This is a genomic window from Cellulophaga sp. 20_2_10 (assembly GCF_023476645.1).
Lineage (GTDB): Bacteria > Bacteroidota > Bacteroidia > Flavobacteriales > Flavobacteriaceae > Cellulophaga.
Window position 1 is genome coordinate 95,684 of the sequence record NZ_JAMCOJ010000002.1, and the last position, 18,694, is coordinate 114,377.

At 33.4% G+C, this 18,694-nt stretch carries 16 protein-coding genes; 10 read left to right on the forward strand and 6 right to left on the reverse strand.

Annotation, left to right across the window (positions count from 1 at the left end; all coding sequences use genetic code 11):
* Positions 1 to 274: 274 nt before the first annotated feature.
* From porV to M4I21_RS04295, 9 genes are all read left to right on the forward strand, one after another.
* Complete coding sequence (gene porV, locus M4I21_RS04255; protein WP_249558281.1) at positions 275 to 1,420, forward strand: type IX secretion system outer membrane channel protein PorV; 1,146 nt, start codon at positions 275 to 277, stop codon at positions 1,418 to 1,420.
* Positions 1,421 to 1,903 (forward strand): cytidine deaminase, encoded by a 483-nt coding sequence (locus M4I21_RS04260; protein WP_249557890.1) that lies wholly within the window; start codon positions 1,421 to 1,423, stop codon positions 1,901 to 1,903.
* Between the two features lie 172 nt (positions 1,904 to 2,075).
* The gene (gene pdhA, locus M4I21_RS04265; RefSeq protein ID WP_249557891.1) at positions 2,076 to 3,074 is read left to right on the forward strand and encodes a pyruvate dehydrogenase (acetyl-transferring) E1 component subunit alpha; all 999 of its coding nucleotides are present in this window, start codon (positions 2,076 to 2,078) and stop codon (positions 3,072 to 3,074) included.
* A gap of 3 nt (positions 3,075 to 3,077) precedes the next feature.
* Positions 3,078 to 4,709 (forward strand): dihydrolipoyl dehydrogenase family protein, encoded by a 1,632-nt coding sequence (locus M4I21_RS04270; RefSeq protein ID WP_249557892.1) that lies wholly within the window; start codon positions 3,078 to 3,080, stop codon positions 4,707 to 4,709.
* Positions 4,710 to 4,796: 87 nt separating this feature from the next.
* Positions 4,797 to 5,756, forward strand: a complete 960-nt coding sequence (locus M4I21_RS04275; RefSeq protein ID WP_249557893.1) for a M28 family metallopeptidase — start codon at positions 4,797 to 4,799, stop codon at positions 5,754 to 5,756.
* Positions 5,756 to 6,436, forward strand: coding sequence for an SDR family NAD(P)-dependent oxidoreductase (locus M4I21_RS04280; RefSeq protein WP_249557894.1), 681 nt, complete (start codon positions 5,756 to 5,758; stop codon positions 6,434 to 6,436). The genes M4I21_RS04275 and M4I21_RS04280 overlap by 1 nt, the downstream gene beginning before the upstream one ends.
* 180 nt (positions 6,437 to 6,616) lie before the next feature.
* Entirely contained in the window at positions 6,617 to 7,216 is a 600-nt protein-coding gene (locus M4I21_RS04285) for a SprT-like domain-containing protein (protein ID WP_249557895.1), read from the forward strand.
* Between the two features lie 4 nt (positions 7,217 to 7,220).
* On the forward strand, positions 7,221 to 8,291 hold the full coding sequence (locus M4I21_RS04290; RefSeq protein ID WP_249557896.1) for a mannose-1-phosphate guanylyltransferase: 1,071 nt from the start codon (positions 7,221 to 7,223) through the stop codon (positions 8,289 to 8,291).
* Positions 8,292 to 8,302: 11 nt separating this feature from the next.
* On the forward strand, positions 8,303 to 9,808 hold the full coding sequence (locus tag M4I21_RS04295) for a DUF389 domain-containing protein (protein ID WP_249557897.1): 1,506 nt from the start codon (positions 8,303 to 8,305) through the stop codon (positions 9,806 to 9,808).
* Here the strand turns inward: M4I21_RS04295 and M4I21_RS04300 are convergent.
* The gene (locus tag M4I21_RS04300; protein WP_249557898.1) at positions 9,805 to 10,572 is read right to left on the reverse strand and encodes an ABC transporter ATP-binding protein; all 768 of its coding nucleotides are present in this window, start codon (positions 10,570 to 10,572) and stop codon (positions 9,805 to 9,807) included. The two genes, M4I21_RS04295 and M4I21_RS04300, sit on opposite strands and share 4 nt — an antisense overlap.
* Entirely contained in the window at positions 10,572 to 11,309 is a 738-nt protein-coding gene (locus tag M4I21_RS04305; RefSeq protein WP_249558282.1) for an MlaE family ABC transporter permease, read from the reverse strand. Before M4I21_RS04305 ends, M4I21_RS04300 begins: the two co-directional genes overlap by 1 nt.
* Before the next feature lie 113 nt (positions 11,310 to 11,422).
* Here M4I21_RS04305 and pafA point away from each other — a divergent pair, with 113 nt between their 5' ends.
* Positions 11,423 to 13,117, forward strand: a complete 1,695-nt coding sequence (gene pafA / locus M4I21_RS04310; protein WP_249557899.1) for an alkaline phosphatase PafA — start codon at positions 11,423 to 11,425, stop codon at positions 13,115 to 13,117.
* On the opposite strand, the gene M4I21_RS04315 is transcribed toward pafA, so the two are convergent.
* The 4 genes from M4I21_RS04315 to gcvP form a co-directional block, all read right to left on the reverse strand.
* On the reverse strand, positions 13,114 to 13,965 hold the full coding sequence (locus M4I21_RS04315; RefSeq protein ID WP_249557900.1) for a glycosyltransferase family 2 protein: 852 nt from the start codon (positions 13,963 to 13,965) through the stop codon (positions 13,114 to 13,116). The genes pafA and M4I21_RS04315 overlap by 4 nt on opposite strands.
* A 20-nt stretch (positions 13,966 to 13,985) precedes the next feature.
* Complete coding sequence (locus M4I21_RS04320; RefSeq protein WP_249557901.1) at positions 13,986 to 14,510, reverse strand: class I SAM-dependent methyltransferase; 525 nt, start codon at positions 14,508 to 14,510, stop codon at positions 13,986 to 13,988.
* A 2-nt stretch (positions 14,511 to 14,512) separates the two neighbouring features.
* Entirely contained in the window at positions 14,513 to 15,571 is a 1,059-nt protein-coding gene (locus M4I21_RS04325) for a 3-oxoacyl-ACP synthase III family protein (RefSeq protein WP_249557902.1), read from the reverse strand.
* A 157-nt stretch (positions 15,572 to 15,728) separates the two neighbouring features.
* Complete coding sequence (gene gcvP, locus M4I21_RS04330; protein ID WP_249557903.1) at positions 15,729 to 18,581, reverse strand: aminomethyl-transferring glycine dehydrogenase; 2,853 nt, start codon at positions 18,579 to 18,581, stop codon at positions 15,729 to 15,731.
* Positions 18,582 to 18,694: the final 113 nt, after the last annotated feature.

Consider the following 18,694-nt stretch of genomic DNA (forward strand, 5'->3'; position numbering starts at 1 on the left):
ACTGAAACTAGCAGAAAAACAAGGTTCAACACATCTATAACGGAGTAAAGAATAGAATAGTATTATTTTTTAAATTCTTTTTAGTAGAAATTCTTATATCCTTAATAATAAGGAAATAACAGATTTTATTTTTATAGTACATTAGAAGTCTTTAGGTTTGTCATTAAAAATAAAGTTATTTATTTATAAGATATTTTAAAAAAGAGCGTTAATTAAATTATTGTACCTAATTAGATATAAAAAGGTAGGGAATACCACTATTATACATATGATGATGAAAAAAATACTATTCGTAGCGCTTTTAATATCCGGATACACTGGCAAAGCCCAAGAAAACAGATCTATTACTACTGCAGTACCTTTTTTAAATATTGCGGCAGATGCTAGAGCAGCTGGAATGGGGGATATGGGAGTAGCAACATCTGCAGATGCATATTCTTTGCAGTGGAATGCAGCTAAATTTGCTTTTGCAGAACAAAAAATGGGGTTTGGCATAAGCTATACACCATATTTAGAAAACATAGTTACAGATGTAGCCTTACTTAATGCTAGTTTTTATAATAAGTTAGATGATAGAAGTGCTTTTGCTTTTGGTTTGCGATATTTTGGTCTAGGAGAAGTAGAACTTAGGCAAACTATAGATGAAGAAGGTACTACTGTTAAACCAAATGAATTTGTTTTAGAGGGTGCATACTCTTTAAAATTATCTACCCAATTTTCTATGGGTATTGGAGGTAGATTTATTAGCTCTAATTTAAAATTCCCTTTAGATCCTAGTGTAGACTCTAAAGCAGCAACAGCTTTTGCAGTAGATATCTCTGGTTTTTACAGATCTCCAGAAATAGCTTATGATAAGTTTGATGGTAGATGGAGAGCTGGTTTTAATATCTCTAACTTAGGAAGTAAAATAGCATATGATAATAACGGACAGGAAAACTTTCTGCCAGGTAATTTAAAATTTGGTGCAGGGTTTGATTTTATTTTAGATCAAGACAATGTATTATCATTAACAACAGAATTTAATAAATTGTTAGTTCCTACTCCTCAAGATTTTAATGAAGACGGACAGATAGATAGTCAAGATAACGAACGTTACCAACAAATAAGCTTTTTAGAAGGGGCCTTTAATTCTTTTACAGATGCCCCAGATGGTTTTGGAGAAGAAATTAAAGAAGTAACTTGGGCATTAGGAGCAGAGTATTCTTTTCAAAATGCATTTATGTTACGTACAGGCTATTTTAATGAAAACGAATTAAAAGGAGCTCGTAAATTCTTTTCTTTAGGAGCTGGATTTAAGTTTAAAGCTACCCAGGTAGATTTATCTTATTTATTCTCTACATCAAAAATAAAAAACCCTTTAGAAAATACACTGCGTTTTTCTCTTACCTTTAACCTAGGTGAAGAATTATTAAACGACTAAATGAAGAAACAAACAATATCTTTTGATATGTCTGTTTACGACTCTATTGATGAGTTGTCTAAAACAGACAAAGACCTTATGCTTAAAGCTGTAGGCGCTCGTAGTAACGCATATGCTCCATACTCTAGTTTTTTAGTAGGTGCGGCAGTGCTTTTAGAAAACGGAGAAATAGTAGTAGGTAATAATCAAGAAAATGCAGCGTACCCTTCTGGTTTGTGCGCAGAGCGTGTTGCAATTTATCAAGCAGCAGCTATATACCCAAACGTAAAAATGGTTTCTGTAGCAATTTCTGCTACATCAAAAAATTATAAGGTGTTGGAGCCTGCGGCTCCTTGTGGAAATTGTAGGCAATCTATGATAGAATATGAGCAAAAACAAAAAGAACCACTCTCTTTAATGTTAATGGGTGAGGTAGGTAAGGTTTTAAAGTGTAATTCTATCTCAGATATTTTACCGCTAGCTTTTAGTAATTCTTTCTTATAACTGCTTTTTTTTAATGAATTATTTTTTTATAGCTAATTTTCTGATAAAAATTTAATTTAAAAAAACATTAAGCATCTTGTCTGTGCTTTTTCTTTATTTTTTTTTTGATAGTGGATTTAATGTGTATTTTTGCTACTCTGTAAAACAGACCTTTTTAAAAAAAAAGTTTTCAATGAAAAAAATAACCAAAGAAGTTTACCTTAATTGGTACAAGGATATGTTGTTCTGGAGAAAGTTCGAGGATAAACTTGCTGCAGTGTATATTCAACAAAAAGTTAGAGGCTTTCTACACTTGTATAACGGACAAGAAGCTGTTTTAGCTGGGTCGTTACATGCAATGGATCTTACTAAAGATAAGATGATTACAGCATACCGTAATCATGTACAGCCAATTGGTATGGGAGTAGATCCTAAAAGAGTAATGGCAGAACTTTATGGTAAGGTAACAGGTACTTCTCAAGGTATGGGAGGTTCTATGCATATCTTTTCTAAAGAGCACCGTTTTTATGGTGGTCATGGTATCGTAGGAGGACAAATTCCTTTGGGAGCTGGTCTAGCATTTGGAGATAAATATGCAGGTAACAACGCAGTAACCCTTTGTTATATGGGAGACGGTGCTGTTAGACAAGGATCTTTACATGAAACATTTAACTTAGCAATGCTTTGGCAATTACCAGTTGTTTTTATTTGTGAAAACAATGGATATGCGATGGGTACATCTGTTGCAAGAACATCTCATTCTACAGAAATTTGGAAACTAGGTTTGGGTTACGAGATGCCTTGTAAGGCAGTAGAGGGTATGAACCCCGTAACTGTTGCAGAAGAGGTAAGTAAAGCAGTAGAAAGAGCAAGATCTGGAGGAGGACCAACTTTCTTAGAGATAAAGACATACCGTTATAGAGGTCACTCTATGTCAGATGCACAACACTACAGAACTAAAGCAGAAGTAGAAGAGTACAAGAAAATAGATCCTATTACGCAGGTTTTAGAGGTTATAAGAGATAAAAAATACGCTACAGAAGATGAAATTGCTGAAATGGGCAAAGAAGTTAAGCGTATGGTTAAGGAGTGTGAGGAGTTTGCAGAAAGTTCTGATTACCCACCAGTAAGTCAATTATACGATATGGTTTACGAGCAAAAAGATTTTCCATTTGTACAACATAAATTATAAAAAATGGCAATTATAGTAAATATGCCAAGACTTAGCGATACCATGGAAGAAGGTACTGTTGCTGCTTGGCTTAAAAATGTTGGTGATAAAGTTGAAGAAGGAGACATTCTTGCTGAAATTGAAACAGACAAAGCTACAATGGAGTTTGAGTCTTTTAATGAAGGTGTTCTTTTACATATAGGGATACAAGAAGGTGATACCGCTCCTGTAGATTCTCTTTTAGCTATTATTGGTGATGAAGGTGAAGATATTTCTGGATTGTTATCAGGAGATGCTTCAGCTGTAACCAATGAAGAGGCTAAAGAGGAAAAGGAAGAAGAAACTGCTGCACCTGTAGCAGAAACTTCTACGTCAGCTGCTATTCCGGAAGGGGTAGAAGTAATAAAAATGCCTCGCCTTAGTGATACTATGGAAGAAGGTACAGTTGCTGCTTGGTTAAAAAATGTTGGTGATAAAGTTGAAGAAGGAGATATTCTTGCTGAAATTGAAACTGACAAAGCAACAATGGAATTTGAGTCTTTTTACTCAGGTATTTTATTATACGTTGGTATAAAAGAAGGAGAATCTTCTCCGGTTGATGAAGTTTTAGCAGTTATAGGACCAGAAGGAACAGATGTAAATGCTGTACTTAGTGCTGGTAATGCTCCTGCGTCAAAACCAACTTCAGATGCTCCTAAAACAGAAACTAAAAAAGAAGAAAAAGCAGCGCCAGTAGAAGCAGTTTCTACAGATGGTAAGCGTATTTTTGCTTCTCCGTTAGCTAAAAAAATAGCAGCAGATAAAGGTGTTAACTTAGCAGATGTTACTGGTTCTGGTGACAATGGAAGAATAGTAAAGAAAGATGTGGAGAGTTTTACTCCTTCTGCAGCTTCTAGTTCTTCTAATGTAACAGCGGCAAAAGCGACTGCTCCAGAAGCAAAATCACAGCCTGCAATATATGCACCAGTTGGTGAAGAAGGTTTTGAGGATGTTAAAAACTCTTCAATGCGTAAAGTAATTGCTAAAGTTCTTGGACAGTCTAAATTTACAGCACCACATTTTTACCTTACAATAGAGGTAGATATGGACAATGCAATAGCTTCAAGAGTTCAGATTAATAGCTTGCCAGATATTAAGGTGTCATTTAATGATATGGTTCTAAAAGCTTGTGCAATGGCTTTAAGAAAACATCCGCAAGTAAATACAACTTGGAAAGATGATGTTACGCGTTACAACAAACATATACATGTTGGGGTAGCAGTAGCGGTAGATGAAGGATTGGTTGTGCCAGTTCTTAAATTTGCAGATCAAATGAGTTTAACTACAATTGGTGCTTCTGTAAGAGATTTAGCTGGTAAAGCAAGATCTAAAAAAATTGCTCCTTCAGAAATGGAAGGCAGTACATTTACAGTGTCTAATTTAGGTATGTTTGGTATTCAAGAATTTACATCAATCATAAACCAACCTAACGCAGCAATATTATCTGTAGGTGCAATTGTAGAAAAGCCAGTTGTTAAAAATGGAGAAATAGTAGTAGGTAATACTATGAAATTAACTTTAGCATGCGATCACAGAACAGTAGATGGTGCAGTTGGAGCTCAGTTTTTACAAACTTTAAGAAGTTTTATAGAGAATCCAGTTACAATGTTAGCGTAATTGTAAAAACTTTAATAAATTATATTAAAAAGCATCTCATTAATTTTGAGATGCTTTTTTTATCTTTAGTGCTTAAATAAATTAAACATGAGAAAGACACTTTATTTTTTAGCTATAATTATGTTAGGTTCTTGCACAACGCAAGCACAACAAAACTCTGTAGATCATAGTGTAGACGTAACACCAATGAGTGTAAAAAAAATTGTTAACTTTTTAGCTTCAGATGATCTGCAAGGAAGAATGTCTGGTTCTGAAGGTATTGCAGAAGCAGCTACGTTTATCGAAAATAGTTTTAAGTCTAGTGGTGTAAAACCATATTTTTCGTCATACAGAGATACATTGACTAATTTCGAGGCAAAAAATGGTGTAGCTTATAATATTGTTGGGTATATAGAAGGTAATGATCCAGTTTTAAAAAATGAGTTTATTATTTTAGGAGCGCATTATGATCATATAGGTAAGGCTAAAGCAGATGGAGACGATGTAATAGCGAACGGAGCTAATGATAATGCATCAGGTACTTCTGCAGTTATGGAATTTGCACGTTACTTTGGGAAGAATAAAACCAATAAACGTAGTATTATTTTTGCTTTGTTCTCTGCAGAAGAAATGGGACTTTTAGGTTCTAAACATCTTGCTGCTAAATTAAAACAAGCAAACCTTAATTTGTATACAATGCTAAATTTTGAAATGATAGGTATACCAATGAAAGACAAAGATTACGTAACATATGTTACAGGTTTTAACGAATCTAATTTGGCAGAAGTAAGTAATACGTATGCAGGAGAAAATATAGCGGGATTTTTACCTAAGGCAGGCGAATTTAGACTGTTTATGAGATCTGATAATTATCCTTTTCATGAGGAGTTTAATGTTCCTTCACAAACCTATTCTACATTCGATTTTACAAATTTTGACCATTACCATAAAGTAGGTGATGAGCCAGATGTAATGGATTTTGATCATATGGCGAGCTTAATTAATAAGTTTGTGCCAGTATTAGAAAATATTGCAAACGCTAAAACAAAAGAAATAAAATACAATTAATGGCTAATATTATAATTACAGGATCTAGCAGAGGTATAGGGTATCAAATGGCGCAACTATTTGCTAACAATGGGCATAAAGTTTTGGCATTGTCTAGAAATAACGAGCCTATAGCATCTCTAAATAATTCAAATATTTTTTCTTTTCCGTTTGATATTTCAAAAGAAGAAGATTTAAAAAAGGTAGAGAATTTTATTACCGAAAACTGGCAACAGGTAGATGTTTTAATTAATAATGCCGGAAAATTAGCAAATAAACCATTTTTAGAAACTACAACTCAAGATTTTGAGGCTGTTTATAAAGTCAATGTTTTTGGAGTAGCAAGTATTACAAAACTAGTGATTCCGAAAATGCCTAAAGACGGACATGTAGTAACTATAAGTTCTATGGGTGGTGTGCAAGGTAGTGTTAAGTTTGCGGGCTTATCTGCATACAGTTCTAGTAAAGGAGCTGTGGTGACATTAACAGAGCTCTGGGCAGAAGAATTTAAGGAAACCGGACCATCTTTTAATGTTTTGGCATTAGGAGCAGTACAGACTGAAATGCTAGAAGAAGCTTTTCCGGGGTATACAGCGCCAACTACTGCCTTAGAAATGGCAGAATATATTCAAAATTTTGCGCTTACAGGACATAAAATGTATAACGGTAAATTATTACAAGTAAGTAATAGTACTCCTTAACTTGTAACATAAATTATAGAAGTAAAACTGCCTGTTTTTTTTAATAGGCAGTTTTGTTTTGATGTGTTGGGAGTAACTATTATAAAAGCCGTTAAAAAATAATTTAAAAAAGTTGTATTTTACTACAAAATAAACTGTGAACCTTAGCAGTAAAAGGTAGAATCTATTATTTTTGTTTATATGGAGAGTACCCTTGTGAAATATCTACCAGAAAGAGCTGTGCAATCTTGTGTTTCTTTAATAAAAGTAAATGCAGTGCATCTAAAAATTGTGGGAGACAGAGTTACACGTCATGGAGATTATAGAAGATTGCCAGGAGGGATGCATCAAATAACAGTAAATGCATCATTAAATAAATATAGGTTTTTAATAACCTTAATACATGAGATTGCACATTTAGTCGCATTTGAAAAATATGGAAGACGTATTAAGCCGCACGGTATGGAGTGGAAAAAAACGTTTCAATCTTTAATGTTACCATTTATAAGACCAGAAATATTTCCAACAAAGGTATTGCCGGTTATAGCTAATCATTTTAAAAATCCTAAGGCAAGCAGTGATACAGATGCTAAGTTATCGTTAGCATTAAAACAATTTGATCCTGAGTCAAATAAAACATATATTTTTGAGTTACCAATAGGTAGTGTGTTTAGAATTCACAACGGTAAGTTATTTAAAAAGGGAGCAAGGAAAATAAAGAGATATGAGTGTGTTGAAATATCTAGTGGTAGAACGTATGTTTTTCAACCTAATGCAGAAGTAGAACTTATAAAAGATTAATAACATGAACAAAAATTATTACGCAGTTATAATGGCTGGCGGTATTGGGTCTAGGTTTTGGCCTGTAAGTACTGCTGAATACCCTAAGCAGTTTCATGATATGTTAGGGTCTGGTTATACTTTAATTCAGAAAACGTTTAATAGACTCCATAAGTTTATTCCAAAAGAAAATATTTTGGTGCTAACTAATGAAAGTTACAATGACCTGGTTTTAGAGCAATTGCCAATGTTAACACAAGATCAAGTAGTTTTAGAGCCTGCAATGCGGAATACTGCTCCTTGTATTTTATATGCTGCCCTTAAAATTAAGAAAGAGAATCCCAATGCGGTAATGATAGTTGCTCCTAGTGACCATTGGATTGAAGACGAAGAAGCTTTTGAAGATAATGTAAAGCAGTGTTTTGCAAAGTGTGAGAAAGAAGATGTGTTATGTACATTAGGTATAAAACCGACCTTTCCTAATACAGGATTTGGTTATATTGAGTATAATAAAAATGCTGATTTAGAAATTAAAAAAGTAAATCAATTTAGAGAAAAACCAGATTATAACACAGCTAAAGAATTTATTAGTCAAGGTAATTTTCTTTGGAACGCAGGTATTTTTATGTGGAGTGTAAAGACAATAGTTGATGCATTTAAAACGTTTCAGCCTAAACAATACGAATTGTTTAATTCGGGAATGGATGATTACAATACACCAGCGGAGAAAGATTTTATAACTAAGAACTATGCTTTAGCAGAGAATATATCTATAGATTATGCTATTTTGGAGCATTCTAAAAGCATATTTGTTTTACCTGCTACTTTTGATTGGAATGATCTTGGTACTTGGGGTTCTTTATATGATAAGTTAGATAAGAATGAAGCTGAAAATGCTGTTGTTGGAGCTAAGTTGTTAGATAGAAACTCTAATGGTAATATAGTGCGTACGGCAAAAGATAAAGTTGTAGTTTTAGATAGCTTAGACAATTATATTGTAGTAGATAAAGAAGATGTTTTATTAATTTGTCCTAAAGACAAAGAGCAAGATATTAAGGTTATCTTAAACGAGGTTAAAGAAAAATTTGGTAAATAATACCAGTCTATATGAGTAATAATACAGAGCAAGAAAATAATGTTGCAGGTAATGAGTCTTCAGAAAATGTAAAGAAAGATTTTCAAGGCTTATTGGGGAGTACAAAAAAGTTTTTAAAAGAGCTTTTAGATATTCGTACTAATACAGACCAGGAAGCTACTAGAGAATCTATAGTAGCAGATATACCTTTTAAGGGGCACACTTCTTGGATTTTAATTTGCTCTATATTTATAGCTTCTATTGGGTTAAATGCGAATTCTACAGCTGTTGTTATTGGTGCCATGTTAATATCACCATTAATGGGGCCTATTTTAGGGATGGGCTTATCATTGGCAATTAATGATATAGATACATTACGTCGTTCTCTTAAGAATTTTGGGGTAATGGTGGTGCTAAGTATTCTTACCGCCTTTTTGTTCTTTAAATTTTTTCCATTACGCAATGAGTCTTCTGAACTTTTAGCGCGTACGGCACCAGATATTAGAGATGTACTTATTGCTTTTTTTGGTGGTTTGGCCTTGGTTATTGCGCGTGCAAAAAAAGGAACTATTGCCAGTGTAATTTTTGGTGTGGCAATTGCGACAGCATTAATGCCTCCTTTGTGTACAGTAGGTTTTGGTCTGGCTATTGGCAATTGGAGTTATGCCAGTGGAGCTATGTATTTGTTTACGATAAACACCATATTTATTGCTTTAGCAACCTTTTTAGTGATTAAGATATTACGTTTTCCAATGGTGCGGTATGCAAATTCTGAGCGCCGAAGGTTAATTAGTAGATTAGCTTCTTTAGTGGCTATTTTAGTAATGGTACCTGCAAGTTGGACGTTTTTTAAGGCTTGGAGAGAATCTAACTTTAAGAGTCAGGCATATGAATTTGTTTCAGAAAATATAGCAAAATATCAGTTTTCGGGTAATGGCCTGTTCTTAGATAATCTTACTAATGTTGAGTATCATGGTGGGGATCAATCTTTATATGAGATGATATTTAAAAAAGAAAATGATCATCAAAAATCTGTGATAGAAGTAATGTTTATGGGTGAAGAATTGGTGCCTGATAATATTATTTCTAGTTGGAATTCTATTAAGAGTGAAGACTATAAAGAACTGTCTAATACAGAGCTAAAGGTTATTCAAGGCTCTAGAAATAAAGAGGTAGATCAGATGAAATATATTGATGAGTTATACCAAACGAAAAAGGCGGAGTTAATGGGGAAAGAAGAAAAAATTGCCATGTTAGAGTCAGAATTAACCCAACTTCAGAAATTAGTGTCAAAACAAATTCCTTTTAATGATGTTAGTGCAGAAGCTAAAGCTAATTATGAAAACTTAGCATCTTTAGGGTACTCATATACCATACGTACGGACTTTAAAAAAATAGATACAATTCCTGTTTTCGAGGTTAATTGGAAACCAAAAACAAAGTCTAAAGATAAAGACGCAGATATGAAAAAAATATCGGAATGGTTAAAACTAAGGTTAAAAGATAAAAATATTCAGGTACGAGAATTAGCGAATTAATTTCGTTCTTCAATATACATTTGTCTAACTTTTTTAAATAATTCAGAAGAATAAACAAAGTCAGTTACAGCTTCATTATCTGTTTTAAAAATTTCTTTATTAGTACCTTCCCATTCTTTATGGCCGTTTTTTAGGAATAATATTTTTTGTCCAATTTCCATAACAGAGTTCATATCATGGGTGTTAATTACCGTAGTGATATCATATTCTTGAGTAATCTCTTGTATAAGATTATCTATTAATATTGCTGTTTTTGGATCTAAACCAGAGTTTGGTTCATCGCAAAATAAATACTTAGGATTCATTACAATTGCTCTAGCAATTGCAACCCTTTTTTGCATACCTCCAGAAATCTCAGATGGATATTTATGGTGAGCATCTATTAGGTTTACTCTTTTTAAAACTGCATTTACGCGGTCTTGCATTTCTGATTTAGATTGTTTTGTAAACATTTCTAAAGGAAACATTACATTACCTTCTACAGTAAGAGAATCGAACAAGGCACTGCCTTGAAAAACCATTCCCATTTCTTGTCTAAGGTTTCTTTTTTGATCAGGGGATAAGTCGTTATAAATATTTCCATTATAACAGATGTATCCTTCATCTGGAGTAAACAAACCAAGCAAGCATTTTAAAAATACCGTTTTACCAGATCCACTTTGTCCTATAATTAGGTTAGTTTTTCCTTTTTCAAAATTAGTTGTTACACCTTTTAAAATATGCGATTCGCCAAAAGATTTGTGTAAGTTATCTACCTCTATCATTATCCTAATAGTAATTGAGTTAATATATAGTTTAAAATAATAATAGCAACACTGGTCCAGACAAAGGCAGTGGTACTTGCTTTACCAACTTCTAAAGCGCCACCTTTCATGTAATATCCGTGAAAAGATGGTATAGTGGCAATAACAAAAGCGAATATTATAGATTTTATAAAAGCATACGCAACATGGTACGGAATAAAATCTAGTTGAATTCCTTCAATAAAACTAGCACTTGTTGTAAAACCACCAAAAACACCGGCAACCCATCCGCCAAAAATACCAACGTACATGGCAATTGCAATAGCAAACGGATATAGAAGTAAGGCTATAATTTTAGGAAAAACTAAATAGTTTAAAGAGTTTACTCCCATAACCTCGAGTGCATCTATTTGTTCTGTAACTCGCATTGTACCAATACTAGATGTAATATAAGATCCAACTTTACCAGCCATAATAATAGATGTGAATGTTGGAGCAAACTCTAATATTACAGATTGCCTTGCCGCAAAACCAATAAGACTTTCTGGTATTAAAGGGTTAGTAAGGTTTAATGCAGTTTGTATGGTTACAACACCACCGATGAAAAACGAAATAAAGATAATGATACCCAAGGAACCAAAAACCAATTCGTCTATTTCTTTAAGGATAAGAGTTTTCATAATAGACCATTTTGTGGGCTTTCTAAAAACTTCTTTAATCATTATAAAATAACTGCCAATAGATGCTATGTAATTCATATAAAATAGACTTCTGTCTGTAAAAATAATAATATTAACTTTCATTTGACATCCAAATAAAAAATTTAAAAGTTTATTTATTTACATTTACGTTATCAATAAAATTAATTGCAATGAAGAGAAGACTAATTGTGGCATTATTAGCAGTGTTTTTTGTGTCTAACACGGAAGGAATTAATGCGCAAAAAAAATCTAAAAAGAAGAGTAAGAGCAATGTAGAAGTGCAAAGTACAACCTCTCTAGGTACAACTCCTAAGTTGGTAGTTGGTATTATAGTAGATCAAATGAGATACGACTATCTTACACGTTTTTGGAATCAATACGGAGAAGACGGTTTTAAACGTATGGTAAATGAAGGTTTTACAGCTAAAAATCATCATTATAATTATTCACCAACAAGTACAGGTCCTGGGCATACTTCTGTTTATACAGGTACTACACCTGCTATGCACGGTATTATAGGTAATAATTGGTACGACAAAGATTTAGGGGTAAATGTTTACTGTGCAGGTGATAGTAACTATAATTCTGTTGGTACAAACGGTAGTGAAGGTAAAATGAGCCCAAATAGAATGCTAACAACTACGGTTACAGATCAATTGCGTTTACATACACAAATGAAGGGTAAAGTTATTGCTGTTGCTATAAAAGATAGAGGAGCTGTTTTACCTGGTGGTCACGCAGCTAATGCTGCATATTGGTTTGTTGGTAAAGATGAAGCTAACTTTATAACTAGCTCTTATTATATGAATAGTTTGCCTAACTGGGTTACTAGTTTTAATGCTTCTGATGCAGCACAGAAATATAAAAAATCTTGGACTACTTTAAAAGATATAAATGCATATGTAGAAAGTGGTTCTGATGAAAATAATTATGAAGGTAAGTTTAAAGGCGAAACATCAACAAGTTTTCCTCATAATTTGCCAGCAATTTGGAATGATAATAACGGTTTTGATATTATTAAGGCTACTCCTTATGGTAATAGTTTAACAGCAGATTTTGCTATTGCAGCTTTAAAAGGAGAAAGTTTAGGTAAGGATGCAATTACAGATTTTTTGGCTGTTAGTTTTTCTTCTACGGATTATGTTGGACATCAATTTGGGGTTAACTCTAAAGAGGTTCAAGATACTTACCTTCGTTTAGATCAGGATTTGGCTCGTTTGTTTAAAGAGTTAGATTCGGAAGTAGGAAAAGGAGAGTATACTGTGTTTTTAAGTTCAGATCATGCGGCAATACAAGTTCCAACCTATTTAAAGGATCATAATATACCGGGTGAATATATAAGTTATAAAGAGATATCTGCTAAATTAAATGAATGGTCTAATTTTAAATTTGGTTCAGAAGATTTAATTAAGAATGTTTCTAATGACCAAATATTTTTAGATCATAAAGTAATTGCAAACTTAGATTTGGATCCTAAAACGGTACAAGAAGCTTTTGCGAATGAACTACTTACTTTTAGTGATGTAGATAAAACGTATACTGCATACCAGATGTGGCAGAATAATTACACAAGAGGTATACCTTATGTTGTACAGAATGGTTACAATCAAAAGCGTTCTGGAGATGTTATAGTTGTTTTAAAACCTGGTTATATTAGTTACTCTAGAACAGGGTCTACGCACGGTTCTCCTCGAGTTTATGATACGCATGTACCTTTGTTGTTTTTTGGAAAAGGAATTAGAAAAGGAAGTACAGTACAACTTACTGAAATTCCTGATATAGCACCAACAGTCTCTGCTTTATTGGGTATGGCTGCTCCTAATGGAACAACCGGTAAGCCAATTGAAGCTGTTTTGCAGAATTAAAATAATTTACTTTTAATATTCTTCCAACGAAGATTACGAATAAAATTGCCTTCTTTTGGTGTAACCAAAAAGGGCAATTTTTCTTTTTTAGCACTTGAGTAACCAGATAGGTTATCAAAAAAAACAGCTGCTTTTTTTTGTTTTAATCCCATTTTTAGAGAAGCAATGCAACTTATGGCAAAACCATATCGCATTGCGTACATCGCTTTACCTTGTAGTAATTTCGCTTGTTTGTTATATGCGTTTCCTGTAGGTCTTAAATGCTTTACTTTTAAGGTTGTATCTGTAAATATAGTGTAGTTGTTGTATTGCGCTAGAAGCTCGTCTACAGTGTCCCAACCCATTGCACTTCGCAATCCGTTTATGCTTTTAAAGCAAGATTTTCTATAGGCTTTAAATGCACCGCGAACGTGGTCTTTGTTCATTGGATGGTTAAGTTTCCATTTCCCATTTTTATCTTCTTCATATGCAAAGCCACCAGCAATACCTATAGTTTCATCACTCTTAAAAATATGAACTATTTTTTCAAAGTAATTTTCAGGTAAAATAATATCTGCATCTAACTTTACAATAAAGTCGTATTGGTTATCTAAGACGGCTAGTCCTTTGGTAAAAGCATTTATAACTTTGCTACCAGGCATATGTTTGGTAGAAGATGTTGTATTTACTTTTTTAAAGATGTTATGTTTGTCTGTAAAAGAGTCTATAATTGTTTCTGTAGTGTCTGTAGAATTATCATTTACAATAATTACTTTTTTAGGCGCTAAGGTTTGATGAAGTATAGAATTTAATGTCTTAGCTATAAAAGCTTCTTCATTATGTGCGGGAATTATAATGTAATACATCATACTAAAAAGATAAAAGGATACTATTTTTTTCTTTCTGCATATACAATATAGTACCTAGGAGTAAAGCTACGTAGTATTGGTCTAAGTCCAATTTTTTTAATAGGATTAGTCCATTTTGCAGTATCTTTTATTTCCCAGCCAGCTTTTTCTAGTAACCAATCAAACTGCCAATCTTCAAATTCGTGGTAGTGTCTATCCCATTTATCTGTTTTACTTCTGTATGCGGGAGCAAACCAAAGGTTAAGCGGAATACTAGTAACTAGTTTATCGCTCTTAATTTCTTTTAGCACATTAAGAGGAGCTAGTAAATGTTCAAAAATTTCAAAGGCCGTTACCACATCTGATTGGGTTGTAATAACAGAAGAAAAATCGATATCTAAATCTTCTCCTTTTGTATTAGTTACCTGGTAACCTTGTTCTACCATAATTTTAGATAGAGGGTTTTCTACACCTAGATCTAAAATGGATTCACTTGTGTTAATGTGTTTTTGAAGAAATTCTAGCGTATGTTTAAAACGTTTGCTAGGATATGTTTTTTCGTACATTTTTAATATTTGTAAACTATGGCATTGATGTTCATACCAGCGCCAACGCTCGCAAATATAACAACATCTCCTTTTTTTACAGCGTGATTTTCTAATTTTCCTTTTCTAACAACATCAAAAAGTGTCGGAATGGTTGCTACAGAGCTATTACCAAGTTTATAAATATTCATTGGCATAATGTCTGTGGGCATAGTTTTATCGTACAATTTGTAAAACCTGCTTACAATAGCTTCATCCATTTTCTCATTTGCCTGATGTATAAATATCTTTTTTACATCTTCTATTGCCACTCCGCTTTCGTCCAAACAATCTTTCATTGCTTGTGGAACGTGAGTTACTGCAAATTCATATATTTTACGACCATGCATTTTAATATATACTCGGTCGTTTTTATCTTCTTTGTTAAATGTTTTTCCAAAGAATAAATAGTTAGCCTCGTCAACAGTATAGGTTGCTGCGTTGTGGGCTAAAATATTACCAGCATCTTCGGTAGCTTCAATAATAGTAGCTCCTGCGCCATCGGAATATATCATAGAATCACGATCGTAAGGATCTACAACTCTAGATAGTGTTTCTGCACCGATTACCAAACATCTATTTGCTAAGCCGGCTTTGATAAAGGCATAGGCTTGTATGGTGGCTTGTACCCAACCTGGACAACCAAAAAGAATATCGTAACCAACACATTTTGGATTTTTAATTTGTAGTAAGTGTTTAACCTTACTAGCTAAACTAGGTAAGACATCTCCTTGAATTTGTCCGTGAGAAACATCTCCAAAATTATGAGCAACAATAATATAATCTATACTTTCTTTGTCTATATTGGCATCTTTAATTGCTTTTTTGGCAGCTAGATATGCAATGTCCGAAGTATTTTGATCTTCTTTTACATACCTTCTTTCTTCTATTCCTGTTATTTTTTTAAACTTCTCTATGATAACTTCATTAGAGTTAGGTATGGCGGAGCCATCTGTATTTAAAAAAGTGTTATTTATAAAGTCTGAGTTTGGGGTAGTTATGGATGGTATATAACTACCAGTTCCTGTAATTCCGATATGCATAATTAGGGTTTAATTTAAAAAATAAAGTTACAAAAAACGAATGAAATAAACTATGCGTGCATAATAAATTGTATGATGTTCAAGCTAAAAAATTAAAATAAAAAAAGCCGTTTAGATTTTTCTAAACGGCTTTAGTGCATTGATTTTGTTGAGCTTATTAAGCTTCCATATATGCTTCTATAGGAGCGCAAGTACATATTAAATTACGGTCTCCATATGCTTCGTCTACACGTCTTACTACAGGCCAAAATTTATTGTCTGCAATATAGTCTAAAGGAAAAGCAGCTTTTTGTCTGCTGTAAGGAAATTCCCAGCTATCACTAGTAACCATATCTAGTGTGTGCGGAGAGTTCTTTAAAACATTGTTAGGGTTATCTAATGTTGCTTCGTCTATTTCTGCTCTAATAGCTAACATAGCGTTACAAAAACGATCTAGCTCTGGTAAACTTTCACTTTCTGTAGGTTCTATCATTAAAGTTCCTGCTACAGGGAAAGATACAGTTGGCGCATGAAAACCGTAGTCCATTAAACGTTTAGCAATATCTGTTACCTCTATACCATTTTGCTTAAATGGTCTACAGTCAATAATCATCTCGTGTGCAGCTCTACCTTTTTCTCCTGTGTATAAAACATCAAACTTACCAGTTAATCTTTCTTTTATATAATTAGCATTTAAAATAGCAATAGAAGTAGATTGTTTTAGTCCGGCTTCGCCTAACATTACAATGTATCCGTAAGAGATAAGGCAAACTAAAGAACTACCCCAAGGAGCAGAAGAAATTGCAGTTATGGCTTTTTCTCCACCAGTTTTTATTACTGGGTTGCCTGGTAAAAATGGTACTAATTGTGGGGCAACACAAATTGGACCAACACCTGGGCCACCACCACCATGTGGAATGGCAAAAGTTTTGTGTAAGTTTAGGTGGCATACATCTGCGCCAATATTGCCTGGGTTAGTTAAGCCAACCTGAGCATTCATATTAGCACCATCCATATAAACTTGTCCGCCATTGTCATGTATAAGTTTTGTTACTTCTTTAATTGAAGATTCAAAAACACCGTGAGTAGATGGGTAAGTAACCATTAAGGCTGCTAAATTGTCTTTGTGCAATTCAGCTTTTTCTTTTAAGTCTGTTACGTCTATATTTCCAAATTCATCAGTTTTAGTAACAACTACTTTCATACCAGCCATTACTGCAGATGCAGGATTTGTACCGTGTGCAGAAGCAGGAATTAAACAAATATTTCTGTGAGACTCGTTTCTAGATTCGTGATACGCTCTAATTACCATTAAACCCGCATATTCTCCTTGTGCACCAGAATTTGGTTGTAAAGAAGTTGCTGCAAAACCAGTAATTTCACTTAAGTAATTTTCTAGTTTTTTTAATAGAATTTGATACCCTTCTGCTTGGTCTATTGGAGCAAATGGGTGAATGTTTCCCCATTGTGCAGAACTTAAAGGAAGCATTTCTGATGCTGCATTTAATTTCATAGTACACGACCCTAAAGAGATCATAGAATGATTTAAAGCTAAATCTTTACGTTCTAGTTTTTTAATATAACGCATTAATTCTGTCTCAGAATGATAAGAATTAAAAACTGCGTTTTCTAAAAATGGTGTATTTCTCTTTACAGCAAATGGTATTACATCTGCTAAGTCCTCTGAGAATGAAGCGGTATTATCTTTATTGTTAAGCGTTGCAAAACAATCTAAAATAGCAATAAGATCTTTTTTAGATGTAGCTTCATGTATAGAGATAGATACAGTGGTATCATCAATATAATTAAAGTTTATTTTATGAGCTTCAGCTATCGTTTTAAGAGCGCTTGCGTCTTTAACTTCAACTTTAATAGTATCAAAATAAGCAGAGTTTAATTGCTTAAATCCTAAATTTTCTAATGCAGTTGCAGTAGCTTTAGCTGTGTTATGTACTTTAGTAGCAATATACTCTAAACCTTTTGGGCCATGATAAACTGCGTACATACCAGCCATAACAGCTAATAATACTTGTGCAGTACAAATGTTAGAGGTTGCTTTATCTCTTTTAATATGTTGTTCTCTGGTTTGTAGCGCCATACGTAAAGCTGGCTTGCCATCTGTATCTTTAGTTACTCCAATAATTCTTCCTGGAATGTTTCTTTTGTACGCATCCTTAGTTGCAAAAAATGCAGCATGAGGACCACCGTATCCTAAAGGTATACCAAAGCGTTGTGTTGTTCCAACAACAACATCTACACCAAATTCAGCCGGGGCTTTAAGTTTTACTAAACTTAATATATCTGCAGCAACGGCTACTTTTATTTCGTTGGCATTACAGTTTTCTACAAAATTAGCATAGTCATAAACTTGACCAAATTTACCTGGGTACTGTAATAAGGCCCCATAAAAATCTGTTCCAAATTTAAACTCTTCATGATTTCCAATAACAAGTTCTATTCCTATAGGGGTAGCTCGTGTTTGTAATAGAGATAAGGTTTGAGGTAGTATTTCTTCAGAAACAAAAAACTTAACTATATTTTCTTTTTTCTGTGCTCTACTGCGAACATCAAAAAGCATAGCCATTGCTTCTGCAGCTGCTGTACTTTCATCTAAAAGAGATGCATTTGCAAGTTCCATACCTGTTAAATCACAAACCATTGTTTGAAAGTTTAACAATGCTTCTAAACGACCTTGAGCAATTTCTGCTTGGTAAGGAGTGTAAGCTGTGTACCAACCCGGGTTTTCTAAAATATTTCTTTTGATAGGAGAAGGCAAAAGACCTTCGTTATATCCTAGACCAATATAAGATTTAAAAACTTTGTTTTTGTCTGCTAGCTCTTGTAAGTGCTCTAAGTACTCATTTTCACTTAAGGCTTCTGGCAGGTCTAAGTTCTTTTTTAGCTTAATGTCATTTGGGATAGTTTCATGTATCAGTTGGTCTAAGTTTTCTACACCAACAGTTTTAAGCATATGTTGATAGTTGTCTTCATTTATACCAATATGTCTTAAGGCAAACAAATCTGTTCTCATATTCTAGAGTGTTTTTTATAAAAGATGTGCAAAATTAATGATATTTTTTATCAAAATTGATAAATTGTACCGTACTTAATCTAAAGTTTTTAACCAATAATTAATGTTATGAA

Coding starts and splice junctions, on each gene's coding strand:
- M4I21_RS04290 (WP_249557896.1), top strand. CDS start 7,221: ATGAACAAAAATTATTACGCAGTTATAATGGCTGGCGGTATTGGGTCT.
- pdhA (WP_249557891.1), top strand. CDS start 2,076: ATGAAAAAAATAACCAAAGAAGTTTACCTTAATTGGTACAAGGATATG.
- pafA (WP_249557899.1), top strand. CDS start 11,423: ATGAAGAGAAGACTAATTGTGGCATTATTAGCAGTGTTTTTTGTGTCT.
- M4I21_RS04275 (WP_249557893.1), top strand. CDS start 4,797: ATGAGAAAGACACTTTATTTTTTAGCTATAATTATGTTAGGTTCTTGC.
- M4I21_RS04325 (WP_249557902.1), bottom strand. CDS start 15,571: ATGCATATCGGAATTACAGGAACTGGTAGTTATATACCATCCATAACT.
- gcvP (WP_249557903.1), bottom strand. CDS start 18,581: ATGAGAACAGATTTGTTTGCCTTAAGACATATTGGTATAAATGAAGAC.
- M4I21_RS04295 (WP_249557897.1), top strand. CDS start 8,303: ATGAGTAATAATACAGAGCAAGAAAATAATGTTGCAGGTAATGAGTCT.
- M4I21_RS04260 (WP_249557890.1), top strand. CDS start 1,421: ATGAAGAAACAAACAATATCTTTTGATATGTCTGTTTACGACTCTATT.
- porV (WP_249558281.1), top strand. CDS start 275: ATGAAAAAAATACTATTCGTAGCGCTTTTAATATCCGGATACACTGGC.
- M4I21_RS04320 (WP_249557901.1), bottom strand. CDS start 14,510: ATGTACGAAAAAACATATCCTAGCAAACGTTTTAAACATACGCTAGAA.
- M4I21_RS04270 (WP_249557892.1), top strand. CDS start 3,078: ATGGCAATTATAGTAAATATGCCAAGACTTAGCGATACCATGGAAGAA.
- M4I21_RS04315 (WP_249557900.1), bottom strand. CDS start 13,965: ATGATGTATTACATTATAATTCCCGCACATAATGAAGAAGCTTTTATA.
- M4I21_RS04280 (WP_249557894.1), top strand. CDS start 5,756: ATGGCTAATATTATAATTACAGGATCTAGCAGAGGTATAGGGTATCAA.
- M4I21_RS04300 (WP_249557898.1), bottom strand. CDS start 10,572: ATGATAGAGGTAGATAACTTACACAAATCTTTTGGCGAATCGCATATT.
- M4I21_RS04285 (WP_249557895.1), top strand. CDS start 6,617: ATGGAGAGTACCCTTGTGAAATATCTACCAGAAAGAGCTGTGCAATCT.
- M4I21_RS04305 (WP_249558282.1), bottom strand. CDS start 11,309: ATGAATTACATAGCATCTATTGGCAGTTATTTTATAATGATTAAAGAA.